Here is a 23165-nt window from a genome sequence, read left to right as displayed (position 1 = left end):
GAAGGTAGCCTAAAATCATTGCATCCATGCGATAACGGCTAACTGACCTTGCAGGTCTAAGCACAAAGCCGATTCCGGACGCAATTATGCCGAGGCATAATTGATAAAGAAAAGAATTGCAGTAGCTATTTGAAGAATAGATTGCACAAATATTGATCATTTTTCTATCGTTTAAAAGGAGCGACAATTCATGAATCCGAAAATCGGTGTCATTATGGGGAGTTCAAGTGACTGGGAAACAATGAAACATGCATGTGATATTTTAGATGAATTACAATTACCGTACGAGAAAAAGGTTGTATCTGCACATCGTACTCCAGATTTAATGTTTGAGTATGCTGAATCAGCACGTGAGCGAGGTGTTCAGGTGATTATTGCAGGGGCAGGTGGGGCTGCACATTTACCAGGAATGGTGGCAGCAAAAACAACATTACCCGTAATTGGCGTGCCTGTACAATCTCGTGCTCTTAATGGTCTTGATTCTCTATTATCAATTGTTCAAATGCCTGGAGGTGTGCCTGTAGCAACAGTTGCAATAGGTAAAGCAGGAGCGACAAATGCAGGTTTGCTTGCAGCGCAAATTTTGTCGACAACAGATACAGCACTTGCTACTAAACTAGATGCTAGAAGAGAAGCAACAAAGCAACAAGTATTGGAAAGCACAGGTGACTTGGTGTGACAAAGATTATTTATCCAGGGCAAACGATCGGTATTATTGGAGGTGGGCAGCTTGGCTGTATGATGGCACTTGCTGCAAAAGAAGTTGGCTTTAAAATTGCCGTTCTTGAACCAACAATGGACTCACCATGTGGACAGGTTGCAGATATCCGTATTGTGGCACCATATGACGATGAGGCTGCTTTAGAGGAGCTTGCAGAAGTAAGTGATGTGATCACTTTTGAGTTTGAAAATATCGATTATGATGGGCTAAAACGCTTAACACAAATGGCTTATGTACCTCAGGGGGCAGAATTAGTACGCATTACACAAAACCGAGTGACTGAGAAGGAAGCGATAGTGAAAGCTGGTTGTCCAGTAGCACCTTATATTGTTGCAAATACTTATGAGGAATTAGTAGCCAATATTGATACGATTGGTTATCCTTGTATAGTCAAAACAGCAAGAGGTGGTTATGATGGCAAAGGACAGCAGCTTTTAAAATCAGCACAAGACCTGCCATTAGCGAGGGATCTTTTTTCTCATTCCCAATGTATAGCTGAGGGATTTGTACCATTTGTAAAAGAGGTATCAGTAATAGTCCAAAGAAATGGTAATGGTGAATCATACTGTCAGCCAGTTGGAGAAAATATTCATGTTCACCATATTTTACATGAAACTATTGTGCCAGCCCGTATAAAAGAAGAAACAGCTCAGGCTGCGGAACGAGAAGCTTTGAAAATTGCCGATTACTTGCAGTTAGTCGGAACCCTTGCAGTAGAGATGTTTGTATTAGAAGATGGCGGCATTATGATTAATGAATTAGCACCTAGACCTCATAATTCAGGTCACTATTCAATAGAAGCATGTAATGTTTCACAGTTCCATCAGCATATTCGTGCTGTATGTGGTTGGCCGCTACGTAAACCACAGCTATGGGCACCATCTATTATGGTCAATGTTTTAGGGCAGCATGTCATGCCACTTAGTAACTCAATTGCTAAATATCCTGAATGGTCAATACATCTTTATGGGAAAGCTGAAGCTAAAGTGAACCGTAAGATGGGCCACGTAACGATTATGACAAAAAACTTAGAAGAAACACTACAACAAATCGAGAGTTCTGGCATTTGGTCAGAATAGAAGGAGATACGCGATGATTGAACGTTACACAAGACCCGAAATGGGTGCAATTTGGACAGAACAAAATAAATATCAAGCTTGGCTAGAGGTTGAAATTTTAGCATGCGAGGCTTGGGCAGAATTAGGCGACATTCCAAAAGAAGATGTAGCTAAAATACGTGAAAAGGCTTCATTTGATGTTAATCGTATATTAGAGATTGAGCAAGAAACACGTCATGATGTTGTGGCATTCACACGTGCTGTCTCTGAAACACTGGGCGAAGAGCGAAAATGGGTGCACTATGGTTTAACTTCTACAGACGTAGTTGACACAGCTCTTTCCTATTTGATTAAACAGGCAAATGATATTTTACACAAAGACATCGTGAATTTCATTGATATTATTGCAGCAAAAGCAAAAGAGCATAAGTATACGGTCATGATGGGGCGTACACATGGTGTTCATGCTGAGCCAACAACTTTCGGTTTAAAACTTGGTTTATGGTATGAAGAAATGAAGCGTAACCTTGAACGCTTTGAAGCAGCAGCGAAAGTGATTGAAACAGGAAAAATGTCTGGAGCCGTTGGAACTTACGCCAACATCGACCCTCGTGTTGAACAGTATGTTTGCGATAAATTAGGACTAACAGCATCACCTATTTCAACACAAACATTACAGCGTGACCGACATGCACAGTATCTAGGCGCTTTAGCGTTAATCGCAACTTCCATTGAAAAATTTGCTACAGAAATTCGCGGCTTACAAAAATCTGAAACACGCGAAGTGGAAGAGGCCTTTGCAAAAGGGCAAAAAGGGTCATCAGCAATGCCACATAAACGTAATCCAATCGGTTCTGAAAACATGGTTGGTATGTCTCGTTTAATGCGTGGCTATATGGTAACAGCTTATGAAAATGTAGCTTTATGGCATGAACGTGATATTTCACATTCATCTGCAGAGCGCGTTATTTTACCGGATGCAACAATTACTCTTAACTATATGTTGAATCGCTTCGGTAATATTGTGAAAAACTTAACCGTATTCCCTGAAAACATGAAACGTAATATGGGTCGCACTTTTGGTTTAATTTATTCTCAACGTATCCTATTAGCCCTTATTGATAAAGGATTAGTGCGTGAGGAAGCGTATGATACAGTACAGCCTTTAGCGATGCAGGCGTGGGACGAGCAGGTTCAATTCCGTACGTTAGTCGATGCAAGTGAAAAAATTACATCGTATTTAACGAAGGAAGAGCTAGATGAGTGCTTCGACTACAACTACCATTTACAGCATGTTGATATGATTTTTGAACGACTAGGACTTAACTAATATTTATTTAGCCTGCTTAAAATGAATGTTAGAGCCACTAGCGGATATATCAGAATTGAATCGTTAAATGTACGGTTCAATTCTGGGATAATCCGCACGTATTTCATAATATCCAGGGGGAATAACGATATGACTAAAGGTCAACTTTTGTATGAAGGTAAAGCAAAAAAATTGTATACAACAGAGGAGCCAAACGTGCTGCTTGTTGAGTACAAGGATAGTGCCACAGCATTTAATGGTGAGAAAAAGGAAGAGATTGAAGGAAAAGGTGTTTTAAATAATCGTATTACTTCATTAATATTCGAAAAATTACAAGCAAACGGAATTGCGTCACATTTCGTAAAACAATTATCTGACACACAACAGCTTGTGAAAAAAGTAGATATTATTCCAATAGAGGTTGTAGTTCGTAATTTAGCAGCAGGTAGCTTAGCAAAACGCCTCGGCTTAGAGGAAGGAACACCATTAAAACGTCCAATCGTTGAGTATTATTATAAGGATGATGAGCTGGGTGATCCGTTCATTACAACGGAGCATATTGACGTACTTGATCTTGCAACACCTGAAGAAGTGACAGCTATTTACGAAGGTGCTTTAGCTGTTAATAAAGTTTTGCAGCCAATCTTTGCGGAGGTTAATGTTACGCTAATCGACTTTAAATTGGAGTTTGGACGTGACCATGATGGAAACGTGCTATTAGCGGATGAGATTTCACCAGATACATGCAGACTTTGGGATGCAACAACGAATCAAAAGTTAGACAAAGATGTCTTTCGTCGAGACCTTGGTAATTTAACTGAAGTTTATACTATTATACTTTCTAGACTCGGAGGCAAATAACAATGAAAAAAGTTAAAATTTACGTAACATTACGCGAGAGCATTCTTGATCCACAAGGCTCTGCAGTACAAGGTTCTTTAGCTAAAATGGGTTATGGTGAAGTAGAAGATTTACGTATAGGTAAATATCTTGAACTAACAATTAAAGATACAGAGCGTGACATTGATACTCTAGTAAAAGAAATGTGTGAAAAGGTTTTAACAAACGTTGTAATCGAAGACTACCGTTACGAAGTCGAGGAGGCTAACTAATCATGAAATTCGCAGTACTCGTATTCCCTGGGTCCAACTGTGATATCGATATGTATCATGCGATTAAAGACGAGCTAGGTGAAGAAGTAGAATATGTATGGCATACAGCAACAGATTTAAGTGGCTTTGATGGTGTATTAGTACCAGGGGGGTTCTCATATGGAGATTATCTTCGCTGTGGTGCAATGGCTAATCAATCTAACATTATGACTGAAGTTAAAAAGGCAGCAGATGCTGGTAAACCTGTACTTGGTGTATGTAATGGCTTCCAAATCCTTACGGAAGCTGGTTTATTGCCAGGAGCTTTACTGCGCAATAAAAACTTAAAATTTATGTGCCGTACAGTACAGCTAAAAGTTGAAAACAATAATACATTATTCACAAATCAATATGAGCAAGGTCAAATCATCAATATTCCAATCGCACATGGTGAAGGAAATTACTACTGTGACGAGGAAACATTACAATCACTAAAAGATAATAATCAAATTGTATTCACATACTCAGGTGAAAATCCAAACGGCTCTTTAGAAGATATCGCAGGGATTATAAACGAGCGCGGCAATGTATTAGGGATGATGCCACACCCAGAGCGTGCTGTTGATGCACTGGTGGGCGGAGCAGACGGTCTAGCAGTATTTAAATCAATTGTGAAGCAGTGGAGGGAAAATCATGTCAACAACTAAGTTTGAGCCAACAGTACAGCAAATTAAAGATGAAAAGCTATACGCTGGTATGGGGATGTCAGACGAAGAATTTGCAATGGTAGAGGGTATTTTAGGACGTCTACCTAATTGGACAGAGACAGGTCTTTTCTCAGTAATGTGGTCTGAGCACTGCTCTTATAAAAATTCAAAGCCAGTACTACGTAAATTCCCTACAAAAGGACCTCAAGTTTTACAGGGACCAGGTGAGGGTGCAGGGATTGTCGATATTGGTGACGAACAAGCAGTTGTATTTAAAATGGAATCACATAATCACCCTTCAGCAATTGAGCCTTATCAAGGTGCTGCAACTGGTGTGGGTGGTATTATTCGTGATGTTTTCTCAATGGGTGCACGTCCCATCGCAATGCTGAACTCCCTACGCTTTGGGGAGTTAAAATCAGCACGTGGTAAATATTTATTCGAAGAAGTCGTTGCTGGTATCGCAGGTTACGGTAACTGTATTGGAATACCTACTGTAGGTGGCGAGATTCAATTTGATCCTTGCTATGAAGGCAATCCACTTGTTAATGCAATGTGTGTCGGTTTAATTGACCATAAGGATATTCAACGTGGTATTGCAGCAGGTGTCGGTAATACAGTTATGTATGTTGGTGCGAAAACAGGTCGTGACGGAATTCATGGTGCGACATTTGCCTCAGAAGAATTAACTGAGGAATCAGAAAACCAACGTCCAGCAGTACAAGTAGGGGACCCATTTATGGAGAAACTTTTACTTGAAGCATGTTTAGAGGTTGTTAAATCTGACGCTTTAGTTGGTATTCAAGATATGGGTGCAGCTGGTCTTACATCTTCTTCAGCAGAAATGGCTTCAAAGGCTGGTTCTGGTGTAGAAATGAACTTAGACTTAGTACCGCAACGTGAGACAGGTATGACAGCATATGAAATGATGTTATCGGAGTCTCAAGAACGTATGCTACTTGTTGTGAAAAAAGGTCGCGAAGATGAAATTAAAGCGATTTTCGATAAATATGATTTAGATGCTGTAGCAATTGGTCGAGTAACAGATGATAAAATGCTTCGTCTATTACACAACGGTGAAGTTGTAGCTGAAGTACCTGCTGATGCACTTGCAGAAGATGCACCAGTTTATCATAAGCCATCTGCAGAGCCCGCTTACTATGCAGAATTCCAAGCGATTGATAATACAGAGCCTGTAGTGACAGATTACAAAGAGACATTAAATGCTTTATTAAAAGCACCTACAATTGCCTCTAAAGAATGGGTATACGATCAATATGATTATCAAGTACGTACATCCACAGTTGTTAAACCGGGGTCTGATGCTGCTGTTATTCGTGTACGTGGTACAAATAAAGGTTTAGCGATGACGACAGACTGTAACTCTCGCTATATATATTTAGATCCAGAGGTGGGCGGTGCTATCGCAGTAGCTGAAGCAGCTCGTAATATTGTTGCAACTGGTGGTACGCCACTTGCGATTACCGACTGCTTAAATTTTGGTAATCCAGAGAAGCCAGAAATCTTCTGGCAAATTGAAAAATCTGCTGATGGTATTTCTGCTGCTTGTACGGCATTGAATGCCCCAGTAATTGGTGGTAATGTATCTCTTTATAATGAACGTTCAGGTGAAGCAGTCTATCCAACACCAACAATTGGTATGGTTGGATTGATTGAAGACTTAGCTCATGTCACAACACAAGAAGTAAAAGCTGCTGGGGATGTGGTATTTGTAATTGGTGAGACAAATACTGAGTTTGGTGGATCAGAGCTTCAAAAGTTATTAAACAATGGAGTTATCTCTGGTAAAGCACCAGCTATCGATTTAGAGGTTGAGGCTGCACGTCAGCAAGCATTACTGAAGGCTATTAAAGCTGGACTTGTCCAATCTGCTCATGACGTAGCAGAGGGTGGTCTTGCTGTTGCTATTGCTGAAACAACATTTGGTGCAAATGGGCTAGGTGTTGACGTAACATTGACGGGTTCTGCTACAACGGCATTATTCAGTGAAAGTCAATCTCGTTTTGTTGTCACAGTGAAAGAAGAAAATGCAGCCGCATTTGTAGAAATCATCAAAGACGCACAAAAAATTGGTGTCGTAACAAACGATGCACTTGTTAAAATCAACGGGGACAAAGGTGTGCTTGTAGAAGGTACAGTGGAGGAATTCCGTTCTAATTGGAAAGGAGCAATCCCATGCTTGCTGAACTCAGAGGCTTAAACGAAGAATGTGGGGTGTTTGGCATTTGGGGTAACCCAAATCCAGCACACCTTAGCTATTACGGGCTTCATGCTCTTCAACACCGTGGACAAGAAGGTGCTGGAATCGTTGTTTCAGACGGTCAGCATCTTCGCGCGGTGAAAGGCGAAGGACTAGTGAATGATGTATTCAACGAAGATAAATTAAAGGCAGTGAACGGCAAAGCGGCTATTGCGCATGTTCGTTATACGACTGCTGGTGGTGGCGGTATTGAAAACGTACAGCCATTATTATTCCACTCCTCAACTGGTAGCCTTTCAATTGCCCATAACGGTAACTTAGTCAATGCGACACATTTAAAACAGTATTTAGAGCGACAAGGGAGTATTTTCCATTCTAGCTCTGATACGGAAGTGCTGGCGCATCTTATTAAGAAAAGCTCGCATTCACCATTCCGTGCGAAGGTGAAAAATGCCCTTTCTTTATTAAAGGGTGCGTATTCTTTTTTAATTATGACAAAGGATGAAATGCTTGTTGCACGTGATCCACATGGTTTACGTCCACTTTCTCTTGGAAAGCTAGGAGATGGCTGGGTGGTAGCTTCTGAAACTTGTGCATTTGATTTAATCGGCGCAGAATTTGTTCGTTCTGTTGAGCCTGGTGAATTATTAATTATCACCGATGAAGGTGTAAAGTCAGATCGTTTTGCAGAGATGGATAAACGTGCCATGTGTGCAATGGAGTATGTTTATTTAGCCCGTCCTGACTCAGACATTGATGGGATTAATGTTCATATGGCACGAAAACGTATGGGGAAACAGCTTGCTCGTGAATGTGCACATATTGAGGCTGATGTTGTAACAGGTGTACCAGACTCAAGTATTTCTGCAGCAATCGGTTTTGCTGAGGAAAGTGGTATTCCGTATGAGTTAGGTTTAATTAAAAATCGTTATGTCGGCCGAACGTTTATTCAACCCACTCAGGAATTACGTGAGCGCGGAGTAAAAATGAAACTTTCTCCAGTCGTTCAGGTTGTGAAAGGGAAACGAGTTGTGATGGTAGACGATTCTATCGTACGAGGTACAACTTCCCGTCGTATCGTCAAAATGCTGAAGGATGCAGGTGCAGCAGAGGTACATGTCGTGATTTCTTCACCACCGATGACAGATCCTTGTTATTATGGCATCGATACGTCGACACATGAAGAATTAATTGCATCTAGTCATAATGTAGATGAAATCCGTGAAGCAATCGGAGCAGATACACTAACATTCCTTTCTGTTGAGGGGATGGTTGAAACGATTGCACGACCATATGAAGATGAAAATCGTGGACTATGCCTAGCTTGCTTTACAGGCAAATATCCTACAGAAATTTTCCCAGATACGATCTTACCACATGAAAAAGAACTATTACGTTAAGGATGATAAGGAGGATCTCTGCGTGTCAAAAGCATATGAACAAGCAGGTGTAAATATTGAAGCAGGCTATGAAGCAGTAAAACGAATGAAGTCTCACGTTGAACGCACAAACCGTCTAGGTGTGATGGGAACGTTCGGTGGCTTTGGCGGTATGTTTGACTTGTCAGAACTAAATCTTAAGGAGCCTGTTCTTATTTCAGGTACAGATGGTGTTGGGACAAAGCTTAAGCTAGCTTTTATGGTGGATAAGCACGATACGATTGGTGTAGACTGCGTGGCTATGTGTGTGAATGATATTGTGGCACAGGGTGCTGAACCATTGTATTTTTTAGATTACGTTGCCCTTGGTAAAGCTGAACCAGCGAAAATTGAACAAATTGTCAAAGGTGTTGCAGATGGCTGTGTACAATCTGGTGCAGCATTAATCGGTGGCGAGACAGCAGAAATGCCAGGTCTTTATGAAGAGGATGAGTATGATTTAGCAGGTTTTGCAGTAGGTGCATGTGAAAAATCAGCAATCGTAACAGGTGAAAAAATCGTAGAGGGTGATGTGCTTGTTGGTATAGCTTCAAGTGGAGTGCATTCAAACGGTTATTCATTAGTACGAAAAATTGTTTTTGCGGATAATGACTATGCAGTAGATGCAATTGTGACAGGCTACGAGGATCTTGGCCCTATTGGAGAAGCTTTGTTAGTGCCAACAAAATTATATGCTAAACCAGTTCTTGCAGCTTTAAAAGCAGCAGACGTTCATGGCTGTGCACATGTAACAGGCGGTGGCTTTTATGAAAATCTTCCTCGCATGATGCCAAAGGGATTAGCAACTGAAATTGACTTAGGTTCATGGCCAGTATTACGTATTTTTGAGTTTTTGAAAGATAAAGGCCAGCTTGAGGATAAGGATCTATATAATGTCTTTAACATGGGCATTGGCTTTGTTTTAGCAGTTCCAGCAGATGAAGCTGATAAAGTAATTGCTACTGTGGAAGCAAATGGTGAAAAAGCATACAAAATCGGTCGTGTTGTGAGCGGCGAGGGTGTTGTATTTAATGGCTTACATGATGGGAGTTTAGTGTAATGACTGCACCAGCCAAGATTGCCGTTTTTGCCTCAGGCAGTGGTAGCAATTTTCAGGCCATTCAAGAGGCGATTGAACGTGGTGAGTTACATGCAAAGGTTGAGCTTGTTGTAACAGACAGGCCTGGCGCATTTGTAGTAACACGTGCCGAGAATTTTAGTATTCCAGTCCTAGCTTTAAATCCAAAAGAGTTTGCTTCAAAAGCAGATTACGAGACAGCTATTATCAATGCTTTACAGGAATGTAATGTGGAATGGATTGTGCTCGCCGGTTATATGCGACTGATTAGTGAAGTATTACTTTCAGCATTTCCACAACGTATCGTGAATATCCATCCGTCATTATTACCAGCTTTCCCAGGTAAGGATGCGATTGGGCAAGCGATGGAACATGGAGTCAAGATAACAGGTGTAACTGTGCATTTTGTAGACGAAGGTATGGACACAGGTCCTATTATTGCACAAGCAGCAGTTGCTGTTATTGATGGTGATCGTGAGGCAACAGAAGTGGCTATTCATAAGCAAGAGCATGTACTATATACGAAAGCTTTACAGCAATTATTAAAGTAATTCAGTGGTGAGGAGTTAGGTCTTCTGGAACAATACAGCCTAACTTTACTCTATCAATAATAGCAAGATATATTTTCGTAGCAAACACGATAAAAATTGGTTCATCACCAAAAGTTGTGGATGACTTTTGTTAAAACGTCTACTATGTAAAAAAAGTTGATTGGAGTGAAGGCTGGGCGACTCCTTGGGGATCAGCGATATAGAGGAACGAAGGCTAAAAGCATCACGTCCTGTGATAACGCCTTCGTGACCAACATCATGTTGGCCCAAGCGGCTCATCGGACGCCCCCAGGAAGCTCTGCGCGAAAGCGAAGCGTCAGCGGCAAATGTTTTCTGTAGCGAAAGCAAAGCGACAGCTACAAAGCGCCCAGCCGGAACGGAAATCAACCACACGTTTTGGTGATGATCCTAAAAATTAGGAGGATATTGTTGTGACAAAACGTGCATTAATCAGTGTTTCCAATAAAGATGGTATTTTAGAATTTGCAAAAGAACTAGTAGCATTAGGTTATGAAATTTTATCAACTGGTGGTACAAAAAAAATGTTACAGGACAATCATGTTGCCGTAACAGCAGTTGATGAAGTAACTAAATTCCCTGAAATATTAGATGGTCGTGTAAAAACATTAAACCCAATGATTCACGGTGGTCTATTAGGTAAGTTTGATGATGCTTCTCATCAAGCGCAAATGAATGAGCATGGAATTGAGCCAATTGAGATTGTTTGTGTCAATCTTTATCCGTTCGTTGAAACAATTTCAAAGCCTAATGTAACATGGGATGATGCTATCGAGAATATTGATATCGGTGGTCCAACAATGTTACGTTCTGCAGCAAAAAACCATCAATATGTCACAGTAATTGTGGATAGCAATGACTATGCAAATGTATTAGAGGAACTAAAAGCAGACGGCACAACAACAATTGAAACGCGTCGTAAGCTAGCTGCAAAGGTTTTCCGTCACACAGCTGCCTATGATTCCTATATATCAAACTATTTAACTGAAGAAGAGTTTCCTGAGAGCTTAACAATGACATATGAATTAAAACAAAACTTGCGTTATGGTGAAAATCCTCATCAAAAAGCAGCATTCTATCAAAAACGTCTTGGCTCTGATTTCTCATTAGCCTATGCAACTCAATTACATGGTAAAGAATTATCTTACAATAATATCCAAGATGGCAATGCAGCTTTGCAAATTGTAAAAGAGTTTGAAATGCCTGCAGCAGTTGCAGTAAAACATATGAACCCTTGTGGTGTTGGTACAGGTGTAACATTAGAGGAAGCATTTGATAAAGCATACGAAGCAGACCCTGTATCTATATTTGGTGGTATTATCGCATTAAACATGGAAGTGGATGCAGCAACGGCTGAAAAATTGAGTCATATTTTCTTAGAAATTATTATTGCACCAGCCTTTACTCAAGAAGCCCTTGATATTTTAACGCAAAAGAAAAATATTCGTTTGTTAACAATTCCTTTTGAGCAAGTAAAACAAGATAATTTTAATGTAGTATCTGTAGAAGGTGGACTTCTTGTTCAAGAGCCGGATCGTTACGGCTTTGCTAATGCAGATATCAAAGTAGTAACGGATCGTGAACCAACAGCACAAGAATGGGAAGCATTACAGCTTGGCTGGTCAGTTGTTAAACATGTTAAATCAAATGCAATTGTCGTAACAGATTCTCAAATGACGCTTGGTGTTGGTGCAGGTCAGATGAATCGTGTTGGTGCAGCTAAAATTGCCTTTGAGCAAGCTGGCGAAAAAGCAAAGGGTGCTGCATTAGCATCTGATGCATTCTTCCCAATGAGTGATACAGTGGAAGCAGCTGCGGCAGCTGGTATTACGGCAATTATTCAACCAGGCGGCTCCATTAAAGATCAGGATTCTATTGATAAAGCAAATGAGTATGGTATTACAATGGTATTTACTGGTGTACGCCACTTTAAGCATTAATCAAAATATATTAAATTCTAAGACCGAGATGTTGGTTCATCTCGGTTTTACTTACAAATAGGAGGATTTCCCAAGATGAATGTATTAGTAATCGGAAGCGGTGGCCGTGAGCATGCTATCGCTAAACAATTTAATAATTCCCCATCTGTGCGTAAGGTATTTGTTGCACCTGGCAATGATGGTATGCGAGGCGATGCAGAGGTAGTTGCTATTGATACGATGGATTTTGCAGGCTTGGCACAATTTGCAAAAGAAAATGCAGTAGATTTGACTTTTGTTGGCCCTGAGCAACCACTTGCTGAAGGGATTGTAGATTTCTTTATTGCTCGTGGTTTACGTGTATTTGGTCCAACAAAAGAAGCAGCACAAATCGAAAGCAGTAAATCATATGCAAAGGATATTATGAATAAATACAATATCCCAACAGCGGCTCACGAAACGTTTACAGAAGCAGATAAGGCTATCACATACATTAAAGAACAAGGCGCACCAATTGTAATAAAAGCGGATGGCTTAGCCGCTGGTAAAGGTGTGGTTGTTGCCATGACAGAGGAGGAGGCCATTGAAGCTGTTCAGGATATGATTGGGAATCAACGTTTTGGTGAATCATCCTCTCGAGTTGTTATCGAGGAATTCTTAGATGGTGAAGAATTCTCATTTATGTCATTCGTCCATAAAGGTCAGATTTATCCGATGGTTATTGCTCAGGATCATAAGCGAGCATATGATGGCGATAAAGGTCCTAATACAGGTGGAATGGGTGCTTATTCACCAGTACCCCAAATTTCACAAGAGATAGTGGACGTAGCTTATAAAACAATAGTTGAGCCAACTGTTCAAGGGATGGAATCAGACGGTGTATCTTTTACTGGAATTTTATATGCAGGGCTCATATTAACAAAAAATGGTCCAAAGGTGATTGAGTTTAATGCACGCTTTGGAGATCCAGAAACACAAGTCGTTTTACCACGTATGGTTTCTGATTTTGGTGATTTTATGATGGCTTTAATGGATGAAAAACCCTTTGATTTACAATGGTCAGAGGATGCAATGCTCGGTGTTGTAATTGCTGCTGAAGGATATCCAGGGGATGTAGAAAAAGGGCATGCATTACCTATTTTAGAGAATCTATCTGCTTCACATGCCGTATTCCATGCAGGGTCAAAGCTTGTAGATGATAAATTTGTTGGTAACGGTGGGCGAGTTTTATTAGTTGGAGCAAAAGCATCTACTCTAAAAGAAGCGCAAGAAAAGGTATATGAAGGTATTGCAACTGAAAATTGGAACAATTTCTTCTATCGTAAAGATATCGGTTGGCGAACATTTAAATAAAATTTTATCATGCTTTGAAACTTCTTCTTATTATTAAACGTATGATTTATAAGGGTAAGAGCCGTCTCATATAGTTGAGACGGCTCCTTTGACTAAGAAGGATTTTGTGCTTTAGTTGTAGAATTTTTACTGTCTGAGGAATTTTGATTTGAAGTGCTGGCGTCAGATTGCTTTGAAGCAGTTGCGCTTGATCCTGACGAATTACCAGATATGGCAGAGGAGAAATCCTTCATGAGCTTGCCGATTTGCTCGGATGACATGGATTGATTAGATGTCATAGATTGATTAGATGACATAGAATTTTGTCCACCGAGCATACTTTGCATAGAGCTATTCACGGCATTTTGCATATTGGAACTCAGTAAAGCTTTTGTCGGGCAATACTTAAAGATACCCTCAGCCATTTTCATAGCACCTAATGCAATCATTAATCGACCGCCCGTACAGTTAGGATTTCTTGAAGCCCTAGCGATACCAAATGCCGTCATACCTGTACCCATGGCAAAGCGACAGAAGGCATTTTTTTCACTTAAATTAGCTTGTTGCATCATACTATTTCCTCCTTTAGTCATTGTGGAAAAAATAAAGCGGGGTGCACTTTGCTTTATGAAAGTGCTGTGTTACGATTGAAACAAGATGATTGCATAATTGCCGCATTTTAATGAAAAAATGCGCTTATGCAATAGTAGTATGTGATATCACATTAGAATTACACAATGAAATTTTACGTAATTTAGGAAGGAGCGGATAGAATGGATCCAGTATGGAAAATTACAAAATTACGCCAACAATTAGCGGTAATTGATGGTAAAAAGGCACCGGATATTGTGTTAAAAAATGCACGTTATTTACATAGTATGCTCAAACAATGGGTAGTAGGGAACATTTGGATTTTAGGAGATCGAATTGTCTATGCTGGCGACAGAATGCCTCCTTTTATAGAGGGGACAGAGGTGGTTGATTGTACGAATAAAACAATTGTACCAGGCTATATTGAACCTCACGTCCATCCATTCCAGCTCTATCATCCACAATCTTTTGCTGATTTTTGTGGACAACTAGGTACAACAGCTTTTATTTCTGATAATTTAAGTTTTGTTTTATCTTTAGAAAATAAGAAAGCGTTTTCAATATTGAATGACTTGAAAAAGCTTCCGTTTTCTTTTTACTGGTGGACACGCTTTGATTCACAAACTGAGATGGAGCAGGAGGAAGAAATTTTCTCTAATACATCAATCTTAGAATGGTTAGAGCGGGATGATGTTTTACTTGGAGGAGAGTTAACAGGCTGGCCAAGATTGTTGCATGGGGATGACCAAATGCTTTATCGTATGCAAATGGCTAAAGGCTACGGCAAAAAAATAGAAGGCCATTTTCCAGGGGCTTCAGAAAGAACTTTAGCCCGTATGAAACTACTTGGGGCAGATGGTGATCATGAGGCAATGACAGTGGAGGAAGTGGAAAGACGTATTATGCAGGGATATGCTGTGACACTACGTCATTCTTCGATTCGCCCAGATTTACCACATCTCTTAAAAGGAATTGTAGAAAAAGGGCTTCCTATTTTTGATCATTTAATGATGACAACAGACGGTTCAACGCCTTCCTTCCATCAGGATGGTGTGATGGATAAATGTATTCAAGCAGCTTTAGATGCAGGTGTCTCACCAATAGATGCCTATCAAATGGCTACTTATAATGTTGCACGCTATTACAATATGTCTAGCTTACATGGTTTTATCGCGACAGGACGATTTGCTTCCTTGAATATATTACAAGATGAATGGCATCCAGTTCCTGAAAGCGTATTATCCAAAGGTGTCTGGTTAAAACGTGATGGACAGCGTGTGCATAAATTTGCTGCTATAGATTATTCAGCTCTTCCAGCGTTTAATTTAGGATTTTCATTAAATTCCCATGACTTCCAGTTTTCAATGCCATTTGGAATTGAGCTTGTGAACGATGTTATTACAAAACCATATAATTCCCTAGTTACTAGGGAAGGGCAGCTAGCTGATCATGATGAGTGTTATTTAATGCTTATTAATAGAGACGGCAATTGGCACGTAAATACGATGATCAAAGGCTTTGCGACTAGTGTTCAAGGCTTTGCCTCTTCCTACTCCAATACAGGTGATATTTTACTTATTGGAAAAAATAAAGAGGATATGATAAAAGCCTTTGAGGAAATGAAAGCGATGCAGGGAGGCATTGTCCTTGTAGAAAAGGGAGAAGTAATTGCTTCTATTCCTTTAACAATAGGTGGTCTACTTTTTGATGGAGATGTAGAGGAGCTAACAAATAAAGAACTAGCTTTAAAACAAGCATTAGCTGAGCGTGGTTATCGACTAGGTGATGCAATCTATACTTTGTTATTTTTACAATCTACACATTTACCTTATATCCGTATAACACCAAAAGGGATTTTTGATGTTATGAAGAAGAAGTTATTATTACCAGCAGTTATGCGCTAGTTGTGATTTGATTTCACTATAGCGTAACCATAGCCCAATTACAGTTTGTGTGATTGTTTAAAGGAGAGAAAGTAATGCATGTGTTAAAATCAAAAAAACTATTTATCACTATGGCATTTAGTGCCTTGTTGATAGGAGGATGTTCAAAGGATTCCTCGGAAGTAAAGGACCAAACAGACAAAACTAAAGAGGAACCAGTTATTGAGGAGCCTGTAAAAGAGGAAGCATTTCTTGCTCCTTTAACAGGTGAGGCTGTTAAAGAGGAAATTACACAACGTCCAATCATCGTGACGATTAATAATCATCCAGCAGCACGCCCTCAATCCGGATTAGCGGCGGCAGATATTACTTATGAAATGCTGGCAGAGGGTGATGTTACTCGTTTTTTAGCAGTCTACCAAAGTGAGTTACCAGAAAATTTTGGACCTGTTCGTAGTGCCAGATCCTATTTTGTCGATATTGCTAAAGGCTTTGATGCATTTTATGTAGCTCATGGCTATAGCCCGGAAGCTAAATCAATGCTTGAGAATAATGTAATCGATAATATAAATGGCATGAATTATGATGGTACACTTTTTAAACGTTCAAAGGATCGTGTTGCACCGCATAATTCTTATATAACATCAGAGAATTTATTAAAAGGTGCTGAAAAGATAGGCGCTTCAATGATTTACAGTGAAAAAGTGCGTCAGGCTTTTTATGAACCCGATGAACGTGGTAAAATAGGCATTGAAACAAGTAAAGTTGACATTTACTACGGAAATAGTGAGTATTTCCATAATTCGTATGTGTATGATCATCAAAATAATCATTATGGACGACAATCGGCTAGCGTTGACACAAAGGATATGTTAACAGGCGAGGCATTATCATTGGCAAATGTTTTATTTTTTGAAATGAATCATCGAACTATTGATAATGTTGGACGCCAAGAAATTGATTTAACTTCTGGTGGAAATGCTTACGTATTCCAAAATGGCTATATGAGAGAAGTTAAATGGGCTAATATTGATGGATTACCGATGGCTGTTGAAGAATCTGGGGAGCTTGTTAAATTAGTACCAGGAAAGTCATGGGTTCATTTCGTACCAGCTTCACCAGGGTTACAGACAATGGTGAAAACGCAGCCTTAAAGGGAGGAAAATTGCATGCAAATCGAAAAAATTCGAGGGCATCAAACAGATCAATTATTTAAAGCAGTGTTAGAGCTGAAAGACATTGAAGAATGCTATAAGTTTTTTGATGATTTATGTACGATTAGTGAAATTCAATCACTGGCACAACGCTTTGAAGTTGCGCATTTATTACGTTTAAAGAAAACCTACGAATCCATCAAAAAGGAAACAGGTGCTAGTACAGCAACAATTTCTCGAGTGCGACGTTGCTTTGATTATGGAAACGATACATATGATGAAATGCTAGGTCGTTTGTATCCTGATGAAAAACCATTTCAAGCACCAAAAGAATAGTAGGTAAAGAGGCTGGGTAGAGTTTAGTTTCTGCCCAGTCTTTTTCATTTTTTTGTCGTCAGTCATAAGCTATACTTGTTAACGAATAGATAGAAAATGATAGGTGGTAAAATAAATGGAATATTTAGAATGGAGACATGTGTTTAAGCTCGATCCGGCTAAGGAAATTTCAGATGAAGCATTAGAAAAAATTTGCGAATCAGGAACAGATGTCATTTTAGTTGGCGGTACAGATGATATAACATTGGACGGTGTTTTAGATTTACTGGTCCGTGTAAGACGCTTTGAAGTACCGATAGCCCTTGAAATTTCTACAATTGATTCGGTAACACCAGGCTACGACTATTACTTTATTCCGACAGTGTTAAATAGTGATGATCCTAAATGGATTAAAAACTTACACCACGAAGCGATAAAGGAATATGGGGATATCATGGTGTGGGACGAGCTAGTTGCTGAGGGCTATTGTATATTAAATCCACACTGTAAGGCTGCAGAAGTGACAAATGCAAAAACGGATTTATCGTTAGATGACATTGTTGCTTATGCACGTCTGGCTGAAAACTTTTTTAAGCTACCAGTATTTTATATAGAGTATAGCGGAACATATGGTGATATTAGTGTTGTTAGTGCTGTAAAGCAGGAGCTTAAAAATACACGATTGTTTTATGGTGGTGGTGTTACTTCCACAAAGCAAGCAGCCGAAATGGCAAAATATGCGGATACAGTTGTAGTTGGTAATATTATTTATGATGATTTAAAAGCTGCACTTGCAACTGTTAAGGCTGTTAAAAATACGATATAATTTAAGAACAAACGTTTGTAAGGTGGTGCGAAATGGAGCAGTTAACAAAAAACTTATTAGCAGGTATGAATCCTGAACAGGAGAATGCGGTCAAAACGACTGAAGGGCCGCTTCTAATTATGGCGGGTGCAGGATCGGGGAAAACGCGTGTACTAACACATCGTATTGCGTATTTAATCATTGAAAAAGAAGTGTACCCATCAAAAATTTTAGCTATCACTTTTACCAATAAAGCGGCACGAGAAATGCGAGAGCGTATTGATGGCATTCTTGGTAATGGGACAGGCGATAGTATGTGGGTATCCACATTCCACTCGATGTGTGTACGTATTTTACGACGTAATATTGATCAGCTTGGAATATCACGTAATTTTTCAATTTTAGATTCCACAGATCAACTATCAGTCATTAAAAATGTGATGAAGGAAGAAAACATTGATTCGAAGCGCTTTGAACCTCGCGCTATTTTAAATGCTATTAGTGCAGCAAAAAACGAATGTATTGCAGCAGATGATTATGTCGCTCAAATTAATGAACATAATCCCTACGAAAAAACGGTTGCACGAGTTTACAAGGGCTATGAAAAAAGACTACGCCGCAACCAATCCCTAGATTTCGATGACTTAATAATGACCACTATTACATTATTCAAGAGAGTCCCAGAGGTGCTTGAATACTATCAGAATAAATTCCAATATATTCATGTTGATGAGTATCAAGACAGTGCGACACGTTGCTAATTGAAAAGATTAGCCACTAGCATATTTGCTAGGAGAACTAAGAAATCGGATGAGTCGAATGATGAGGTAACGCTCTGAAAGGCTCGACCTAATCCTCCGAATAGCATTGTCATGTGCAATCATGATGGTGTTATAAGCTCGGTGAAGTCAGTTGAACATCCTCCTAATCGAAAGAAGGAAAGCGGGATAGAGGTATTCTGTGGGATGGATAGACTGGGGTTCTATAAAAATACTCATGGTTAGAATGTAGGGAACAAAACTTCCTACTGACGAAATTCCGAATGTACGGCTCTAGAGGTATAGGTATTCGAAAGGGTACACCAACGTATTGTTGGGTTAGTGAGGTGGAGTAAGATTTGTCTTTATGAAACACCTTATAGTGTTACAGGCACTATCCAGCTAACAGGGTTAGAGGAATGACCTAAAGGTATTAAATGTACAGATATGATTTCTTGGAACGTGGTAAGCCAACTACTTGGAGAGATTGCACTCGATGAAGGGGTATAAGGGAAAACAATTTGTATAACCTTATTTTAAGTTGGTGAAAGTGATGGCACAGTACCGTTGAAGCCGTAATAATAAGCGGTGGAGGGATAGCCATTAGTCAATTTATGGATAACTAAAACAATACTTTATACTATCAGGTTCTCGTATGACTAAAAGAAATGCAATCACCAAAAGAAGTAATAAAGTGGTGAGAGTATTGACTGAAACAGCAAACAAGAAAGTTTTAAAACGACAGTCCTTACGAAACAATGAATATTACGATATGCAACAAACCTTAGATGACCTTTACAAAGCAAGTCAAATGAACAAACGCTTTAAAAATCTGTATGAATTGATTATTAGAAGAGAAAATATTTTACTGGCATATCGAAACATCAAGAAAAACAAGGGTTCTCTCACCAAAGGTATTAATGAATCGACTATCATTACTATCGGAGAAAAAGACCCGAACGCATTAATTGATTATGTCAGAAAAAGACTTGAAAACTTCATACCACACAAAATAAGAAGAAAAGAAATACCAAAAGCTAATGGAGGAATTCGACCACTCGGCATCCCGACAATCGAGGACCGAATCATTCAACAATGTATTAAACAAATTCTAGAGCCAATATGCAAAGCGAAATTCCATAATCACAGTTACGGTTTTCGACCGAACAGAGGAACTTTACATGCATATTCTAGAGCAGTAACATTAGCAAATATCAACAAACTGCACTATGTGGTTGATATTGACATCAAAGGCTTCTTCGATAATGTCAATCATGGCAAACTTCTTAAACAAATGTGGTCAATGGGTATCCAGGATAAAAAGGTTCTCTCAATCATAAGTAAACTACTGAAAGCAGAAATTGTAGGAGTAGGAACACCTAATAAAGGGACTCCTCAAGGTGGTATTTTATCATCGCTACTATCTAATATTGTGCTAAACGAATTAGATTGGTGGATAAGCAATCAGTGGGAAACGTTTGAAACACAGAAAAACTATGAGCGTAAAAGAATTATTGGTGGCAAGGTTAGACTTGATAGGTCAGTGAAATATAGTACCTTAAAAAGAGCCACAAGCTTGAAAGAAATGTTCATTGTGCGATATGCAGATGATTTTAAAATCTTTTGTAGAGACCATAAAAGTGCCTTCAAGATTTTCGAAGGTGTGAAGAATGGTTAAAAGAAAGATTACATCTCGACATTAGTAAAGAAAAATCAAAGGTCATTAATTTAAGGAAAAACTTCTCGGAATTTCTAGGCTTTAAAATGAAAGTGGCTAGAAATAAAAAGAAGCATACCGTAAAATCATTCATGACAAATAAGGCGAAGAAAAACGCAATTAGCAAAATCAAAGAAAACATCAAACGAATTAAAAAGAAATCTAATGCTTCAGAAGTGTCCAAACTCAATGCAACAATTCTAGGACTTCATAACTTCTATCAGCAAGCAACGATGGTAACGAAAGATTTTAGTGAAATTGCATTTTCAGTCAAACGAACCTTATATAACAGCTTGAAGAAAGTTTCATCGGATAAAGGTGAGCCAAGTACGTACTACAAGAAACATTTCAAAGATTATCTTGGCAAGAAAAAGACATTCGTTGCAAAAGTAGCGATATTCCCTATCGATGGAATCAAACACAAAAATCCGACAAACTTTACGCAAGAAATCAATAATTATACAGTTGAAGGTAGAAGTCTGATTCATAAAAAGCAAAAATCAGTATCAGAAGAAGTTGTGAAGTATCTCATGAAAAATCCTGTAATCAATCGTAGTATTGAATACAACGACAATCGTATTTCTAAATACATTGCTCAAAAAGGGGTTTGCTATATCACAGGAGAAGCACTCATTCTGAAAAATATGGAATTACATCACATCGTTCCAAAGGCAAAAGGTGGTAACGATAAGTATGACAACTTAGTTTTTATAACGAAAGAAGCCCATAAACTGATTCATGCCACAACAGAAGACATCATTAATAAATACCTTCAAATGTTAGAGTTAACAAAACCAAGTTTGGACAAAGTAAATAAACTTCGTGTGAAAGCTGGAAATAAAGTATTAGTATAAAGATTCATAATTGATGGAACGCCGTATGAGGGGAAACCCTCACGTACGGTGTGAATGGGGGGAAAAGCAGGAGATTACTTCAAATGCTTACCTATCCATATCCAATAAATCCCAGTACTTACTTGTGCAGTTATTGGCTAAAAAATTTAAAAACATTTGTGTTGTAGGGGATTCAGATCAATCAATTTATCGTTGGCGTGGGGCAGACATTGGTAATATCCTGTCCTTTGAAAAGGATTATCCAAATGCCAAGGTCATTATGCTTGAACAAAATTATCGTTCAACAAAACGCATCCTAAAAGCAGCAAATGACGTCATTCAAAATAATACAACACGTTACCCAAAAGAACTGCGTACAGAAAATGCAGAAGGTGAAAAAATTGTCTTGTACAAAGCGTATAACGAGCAAGAGGAAGCACAGTTCGTTATACAAACAATCCAACAGCTTATGAAAAAAGATAATCGCTCATTCGATGACTTTGCGATTTTATATCGTACAAATGCTCAATCGCGTGTTATGGAGGAAGTTCTTGTTAAATCCAATATAGCTTATCAAATTGTTGGTGGTACAAAGTTCTATGACCGTAAAGAGATTAAGGATTTATTGGCTTATTTACGTCTGATTGCCAATAATGATGATGATTTATCGCTCGCACGTATTATTAATGAACCAAAGCGTAGTATCGGTGCTACCTCCTTTGAAAAAATGGCTCGCTACGCAATTGAACAAGATCGTTCAATTTTTGATGCTATGAATGACCTAGTGTTTATGGGGCTATCAGGCAAGGCTGCAAATTCAGCAGAGCAATTCTATGCGATGATTAAAGGCTTTACAGAGATGCAAGAATATTTATCGGTTACAGAAATGGTAGAGCAGGTGATCGAAAAATCTGGTTATCGAGCTATGCTACAAAATGAAAAAACCATTGAAGCAGAAAGCCGTTTAGAAAATATTGAAGAATTTTTATCAGTAACAAAAGCATTTGAAGAGCGTAGTGATGATAAGAGCTTAATAGCCTTCTTAACAGATTTAGCGCTTATTGCAGATATTGATGCATTAGATAAAGATGATACATCCAAAGGCAATATCATTTTAATGACAATGCATGCCGCAAAGGGTTTGGAATTCCCTGTTGTTTTTATCATTGGAATGGAAGAAAATATCTTCCCACATTCTCGTTCACTTGATGATATGGATGAAATGGAAGAGGAGCGGCGTTTAGCGTATGTTGGCATCACGCGTGCAGAGGAGCGCTTGTATTTGACATGTGCACAAAGCCGAACGATTTTTGGTCGTTCTAGTTATAACAATGCCTCTCGTTTTTTACGTGAAATTTCAGAGGATATTATTGAATCTATTTCCAAGGGCGGCGCGACCTCTGAAGTTCCGTTTACAGCTAGAAACCGTTCAGCAGGCAATTATCAAAGGCGAACACTTGGAGACATTCAAAGAACGCAACCTGCGACCTCCCGTTTACAAGCAACAGGCGGAGACCAATTTGGCTGGAAGGCTGGAGATAAAGCCGTCCATAAAAAATGGGGAACAGGTATGGTTGTCAGTGTAAAAGGTGAGGGTGATAGTACAGAGCTAGATATCGCTTTTCCACAGCCAATCGGCATTAAGCGATTACTTGCACAATTTGCACCTATTGAAAAAGCGTAAGC

General features: G+C 39.1%; 19 protein-coding genes and 2 pseudogenes. 20 read left to right on the top strand and 1 reads right to left on the bottom strand.

Annotated elements, in window-relative coordinates; all coding sequences use genetic code 11:
• Positions 1–190 precede the first annotated feature (190 nt).
• From purE to purD, 12 genes are all read left to right on the top strand, one after another.
• Complete coding sequence (purE, locus tag QNH24_RS22990; protein WP_283869708.1) at positions 191–679, top strand: 5-(carboxyamino)imidazole ribonucleotide mutase; 489 nt, start codon at positions 191–193, stop codon at positions 677–679.
• Positions 676–1800 (top strand): 5-(carboxyamino)imidazole ribonucleotide synthase, encoded by a 1125-nt coding sequence (purK, locus tag QNH24_RS22985; protein WP_283869707.1) that lies wholly within the window; start codon positions 676–678, stop codon positions 1798–1800. The genes purE and purK overlap by 4 nt, the downstream gene beginning before the upstream one ends.
• 13 nt (positions 1801–1813) lie before the next feature.
• Complete coding sequence (gene purB, locus QNH24_RS22980; RefSeq protein WP_283869706.1) at positions 1814–3109, top strand: adenylosuccinate lyase; 1296 nt, start codon at positions 1814–1816, stop codon at positions 3107–3109.
• Positions 3110–3238: 129 nt separating this feature from the next.
• Complete coding sequence (gene purC, locus QNH24_RS22975; protein WP_283869705.1) at positions 3239–3949, top strand: phosphoribosylaminoimidazolesuccinocarboxamide synthase; 711 nt, start codon at positions 3239–3241, stop codon at positions 3947–3949.
• 2 nt (positions 3950–3951) lie between these two features.
• Positions 3952–4200: a phosphoribosylformylglycinamidine synthase subunit PurS gene (gene purS / locus QNH24_RS22970; RefSeq protein WP_283869704.1), complete on the top strand. Its 249-nt coding sequence runs from the start codon at positions 3952–3954 to the stop codon at positions 4198–4200.
• Positions 4201–4202: 2 nt separating this feature from the next.
• A complete protein-coding gene (gene purQ / locus QNH24_RS22965; RefSeq protein ID WP_054772102.1) occupies positions 4203–4886 on the top strand; it encodes a phosphoribosylformylglycinamidine synthase subunit PurQ in 684 nt (227 codons plus the stop codon).
• Positions 4873–7107, top strand: a complete 2235-nt coding sequence (gene purL, locus QNH24_RS22960) for a phosphoribosylformylglycinamidine synthase subunit PurL (protein WP_283869703.1) — start codon at positions 4873–4875, stop codon at positions 7105–7107. The genes purQ and purL overlap by 14 nt, the downstream gene beginning before the upstream one ends.
• A complete protein-coding gene (purF, locus tag QNH24_RS22955; RefSeq protein WP_283869702.1) occupies positions 7083–8507 on the top strand; it encodes an amidophosphoribosyltransferase in 1425 nt (474 codons plus the stop codon). Before purL ends, purF begins: the two co-directional genes overlap by 25 nt.
• 22 nt (positions 8508–8529) lie before the next feature.
• A complete protein-coding gene (purM, locus tag QNH24_RS22950; RefSeq protein ID WP_283869701.1) occupies positions 8530–9585 on the top strand; it encodes a phosphoribosylformylglycinamidine cyclo-ligase in 1056 nt (351 codons plus the stop codon).
• Positions 9585–10154 (top strand): phosphoribosylglycinamide formyltransferase, encoded by a 570-nt coding sequence (purN, locus tag QNH24_RS22945; RefSeq protein ID WP_283869700.1) that lies wholly within the window; start codon positions 9585–9587, stop codon positions 10152–10154. The genes purM and purN overlap by 1 nt, the downstream gene beginning before the upstream one ends.
• 431 nt (positions 10155–10585) lie before the next feature.
• The gene (gene purH / locus QNH24_RS22940; protein WP_283869698.1) at positions 10586–12112 is read left to right on the top strand and encodes a bifunctional phosphoribosylaminoimidazolecarboxamide formyltransferase/IMP cyclohydrolase; all 1527 of its coding nucleotides are present in this window, start codon (positions 10586–10588) and stop codon (positions 12110–12112) included.
• Positions 12113–12187: 75 nt separating this feature from the next.
• Positions 12188–13444, top strand: a complete 1257-nt coding sequence (purD, locus tag QNH24_RS22935; RefSeq protein WP_283869697.1) for a phosphoribosylamine--glycine ligase — start codon at positions 12188–12190, stop codon at positions 13442–13444.
• Positions 13445–13536: 92 nt separating this feature from the next.
• On the opposite strand, the gene QNH24_RS22930 is transcribed toward purD, so the two are convergent.
• Positions 13537–13995: a YgaP-like transmembrane domain gene (locus tag QNH24_RS22930; protein ID WP_283869696.1), complete on the bottom strand. Its 459-nt coding sequence runs from the start codon at positions 13993–13995 to the stop codon at positions 13537–13539.
• Positions 13996–14196: 201 nt separating this feature from the next.
• On the opposite strand from QNH24_RS22930, the gene QNH24_RS22925 reads away from it, so the two are divergent.
• From QNH24_RS22925 to QNH24_RS22895, 8 genes and pseudogenes are all read left to right on the top strand, one after another.
• Positions 14197–15918: an adenine deaminase C-terminal domain-containing protein gene (locus QNH24_RS22925; RefSeq protein ID WP_283869695.1), complete on the top strand. Its 1722-nt coding sequence runs from the start codon at positions 14197–14199 to the stop codon at positions 15916–15918.
• Positions 15919–15998: 80 nt separating this feature from the next.
• Positions 15999–17051, top strand: coding sequence for a DUF3048 domain-containing protein (locus tag QNH24_RS22920; RefSeq protein ID WP_283872922.1), 1053 nt, complete (start codon positions 15999–16001; stop codon positions 17049–17051).
• 15 nt (positions 17052–17066) lie between these two features.
• Positions 17067–17387 (top strand): YerC/YecD family TrpR-related protein, encoded by a 321-nt coding sequence (locus tag QNH24_RS22915; RefSeq protein WP_004225717.1) that lies wholly within the window; start codon positions 17067–17069, stop codon positions 17385–17387.
• A gap of 115 nt (positions 17388–17502) precedes the next feature.
• Positions 17503–18192, top strand: coding sequence for a heptaprenylglyceryl phosphate synthase (gene pcrB / locus QNH24_RS22910; RefSeq protein WP_283869694.1), 690 nt, complete (start codon positions 17503–17505; stop codon positions 18190–18192).
• 32 nt (positions 18193–18224) lie between these two features.
• A pseudogene (locus QNH24_RS22905) lies at positions 18225–18917 on the top strand (UvrD-helicase domain-containing protein); the annotation flags it as partial.
• Between the two features lie 667 nt (positions 18918–19584).
• Positions 19585–20607, top strand: a complete 1023-nt coding sequence (locus QNH24_RS26215; protein ID WP_347342924.1) for a reverse transcriptase domain-containing protein — start codon at positions 19585–19587, stop codon at positions 20605–20607.
• Between the two features lie 86 nt (positions 20608–20693).
• Positions 20694–21500: an HNH endonuclease signature motif containing protein gene (locus QNH24_RS26210; RefSeq protein ID WP_347342923.1), complete on the top strand. Its 807-nt coding sequence runs from the start codon at positions 20694–20696 to the stop codon at positions 21498–21500.
• 100 nt (positions 21501–21600) lie between these two features.
• Positions 21601–23163, top strand: a pseudogene (locus QNH24_RS22895) (3'-5' exonuclease); the annotation flags it as partial.
• Between the last annotated feature and the right edge of the window lie 2 nt (positions 23164–23165).

The organism is Lysinibacillus pakistanensis, assembly GCF_030123245.1.
GTDB lineage: Bacteria > Bacillota > Bacilli > Bacillales_A > Planococcaceae > Lysinibacillus > Lysinibacillus pakistanensis.
Note: the sequence above shows the minus strand (reverse complement) of the source record. Positions and strands in the feature narration are given on the sequence as shown.

Coding starts and splice junctions, on each gene's coding strand:
- purE (WP_283869708.1), top strand. CDS start 191: ATGAATCCGAAAATCGGTGTCATTATGGGGAGTTCAAGTGACTGGGAA.
- purB (WP_283869706.1), top strand. CDS start 1,814: ATGATTGAACGTTACACAAGACCCGAAATGGGTGCAATTTGGACAGAA.
- purC (WP_283869705.1), top strand. CDS start 3,239: ATGACTAAAGGTCAACTTTTGTATGAAGGTAAAGCAAAAAAATTGTAT.
- purS (WP_283869704.1), top strand. CDS start 3,952: ATGAAAAAAGTTAAAATTTACGTAACATTACGCGAGAGCATTCTTGAT.
- purQ (WP_054772102.1), top strand. CDS start 4,203: ATGAAATTCGCAGTACTCGTATTCCCTGGGTCCAACTGTGATATCGAT.
- purL (WP_283869703.1), top strand. CDS start 4,873: ATGTCAACAACTAAGTTTGAGCCAACAGTACAGCAAATTAAAGATGAA.
- purF (WP_283869702.1), top strand. CDS start 7,083: ATGCTTGCTGAACTCAGAGGCTTAAACGAAGAATGTGGGGTGTTTGGC.
- purN (WP_283869700.1), top strand. CDS start 9,585: ATGACTGCACCAGCCAAGATTGCCGTTTTTGCCTCAGGCAGTGGTAGC.
- purD (WP_283869697.1), top strand. CDS start 12,188: ATGAATGTATTAGTAATCGGAAGCGGTGGCCGTGAGCATGCTATCGCT.
- QNH24_RS22930 (WP_283869696.1), bottom strand. CDS start 13,995: ATGATGCAACAAGCTAATTTAAGTGAAAAAAATGCCTTCTGTCGCTTT.
- QNH24_RS22925 (WP_283869695.1), top strand. CDS start 14,197: ATGGATCCAGTATGGAAAATTACAAAATTACGCCAACAATTAGCGGTA.
- QNH24_RS22915 (WP_004225717.1), top strand. CDS start 17,067: ATGCAAATCGAAAAAATTCGAGGGCATCAAACAGATCAATTATTTAAA.
- pcrB (WP_283869694.1), top strand. CDS start 17,503: ATGGAATATTTAGAATGGAGACATGTGTTTAAGCTCGATCCGGCTAAG.
- QNH24_RS26215 (WP_347342924.1), top strand. CDS start 19,585: ATGACTAAAAGAAATGCAATCACCAAAAGAAGTAATAAAGTGGTGAGA.
- QNH24_RS26210 (WP_347342923.1), top strand. CDS start 20,694: ATGAAAGTGGCTAGAAATAAAAAGAAGCATACCGTAAAATCATTCATG.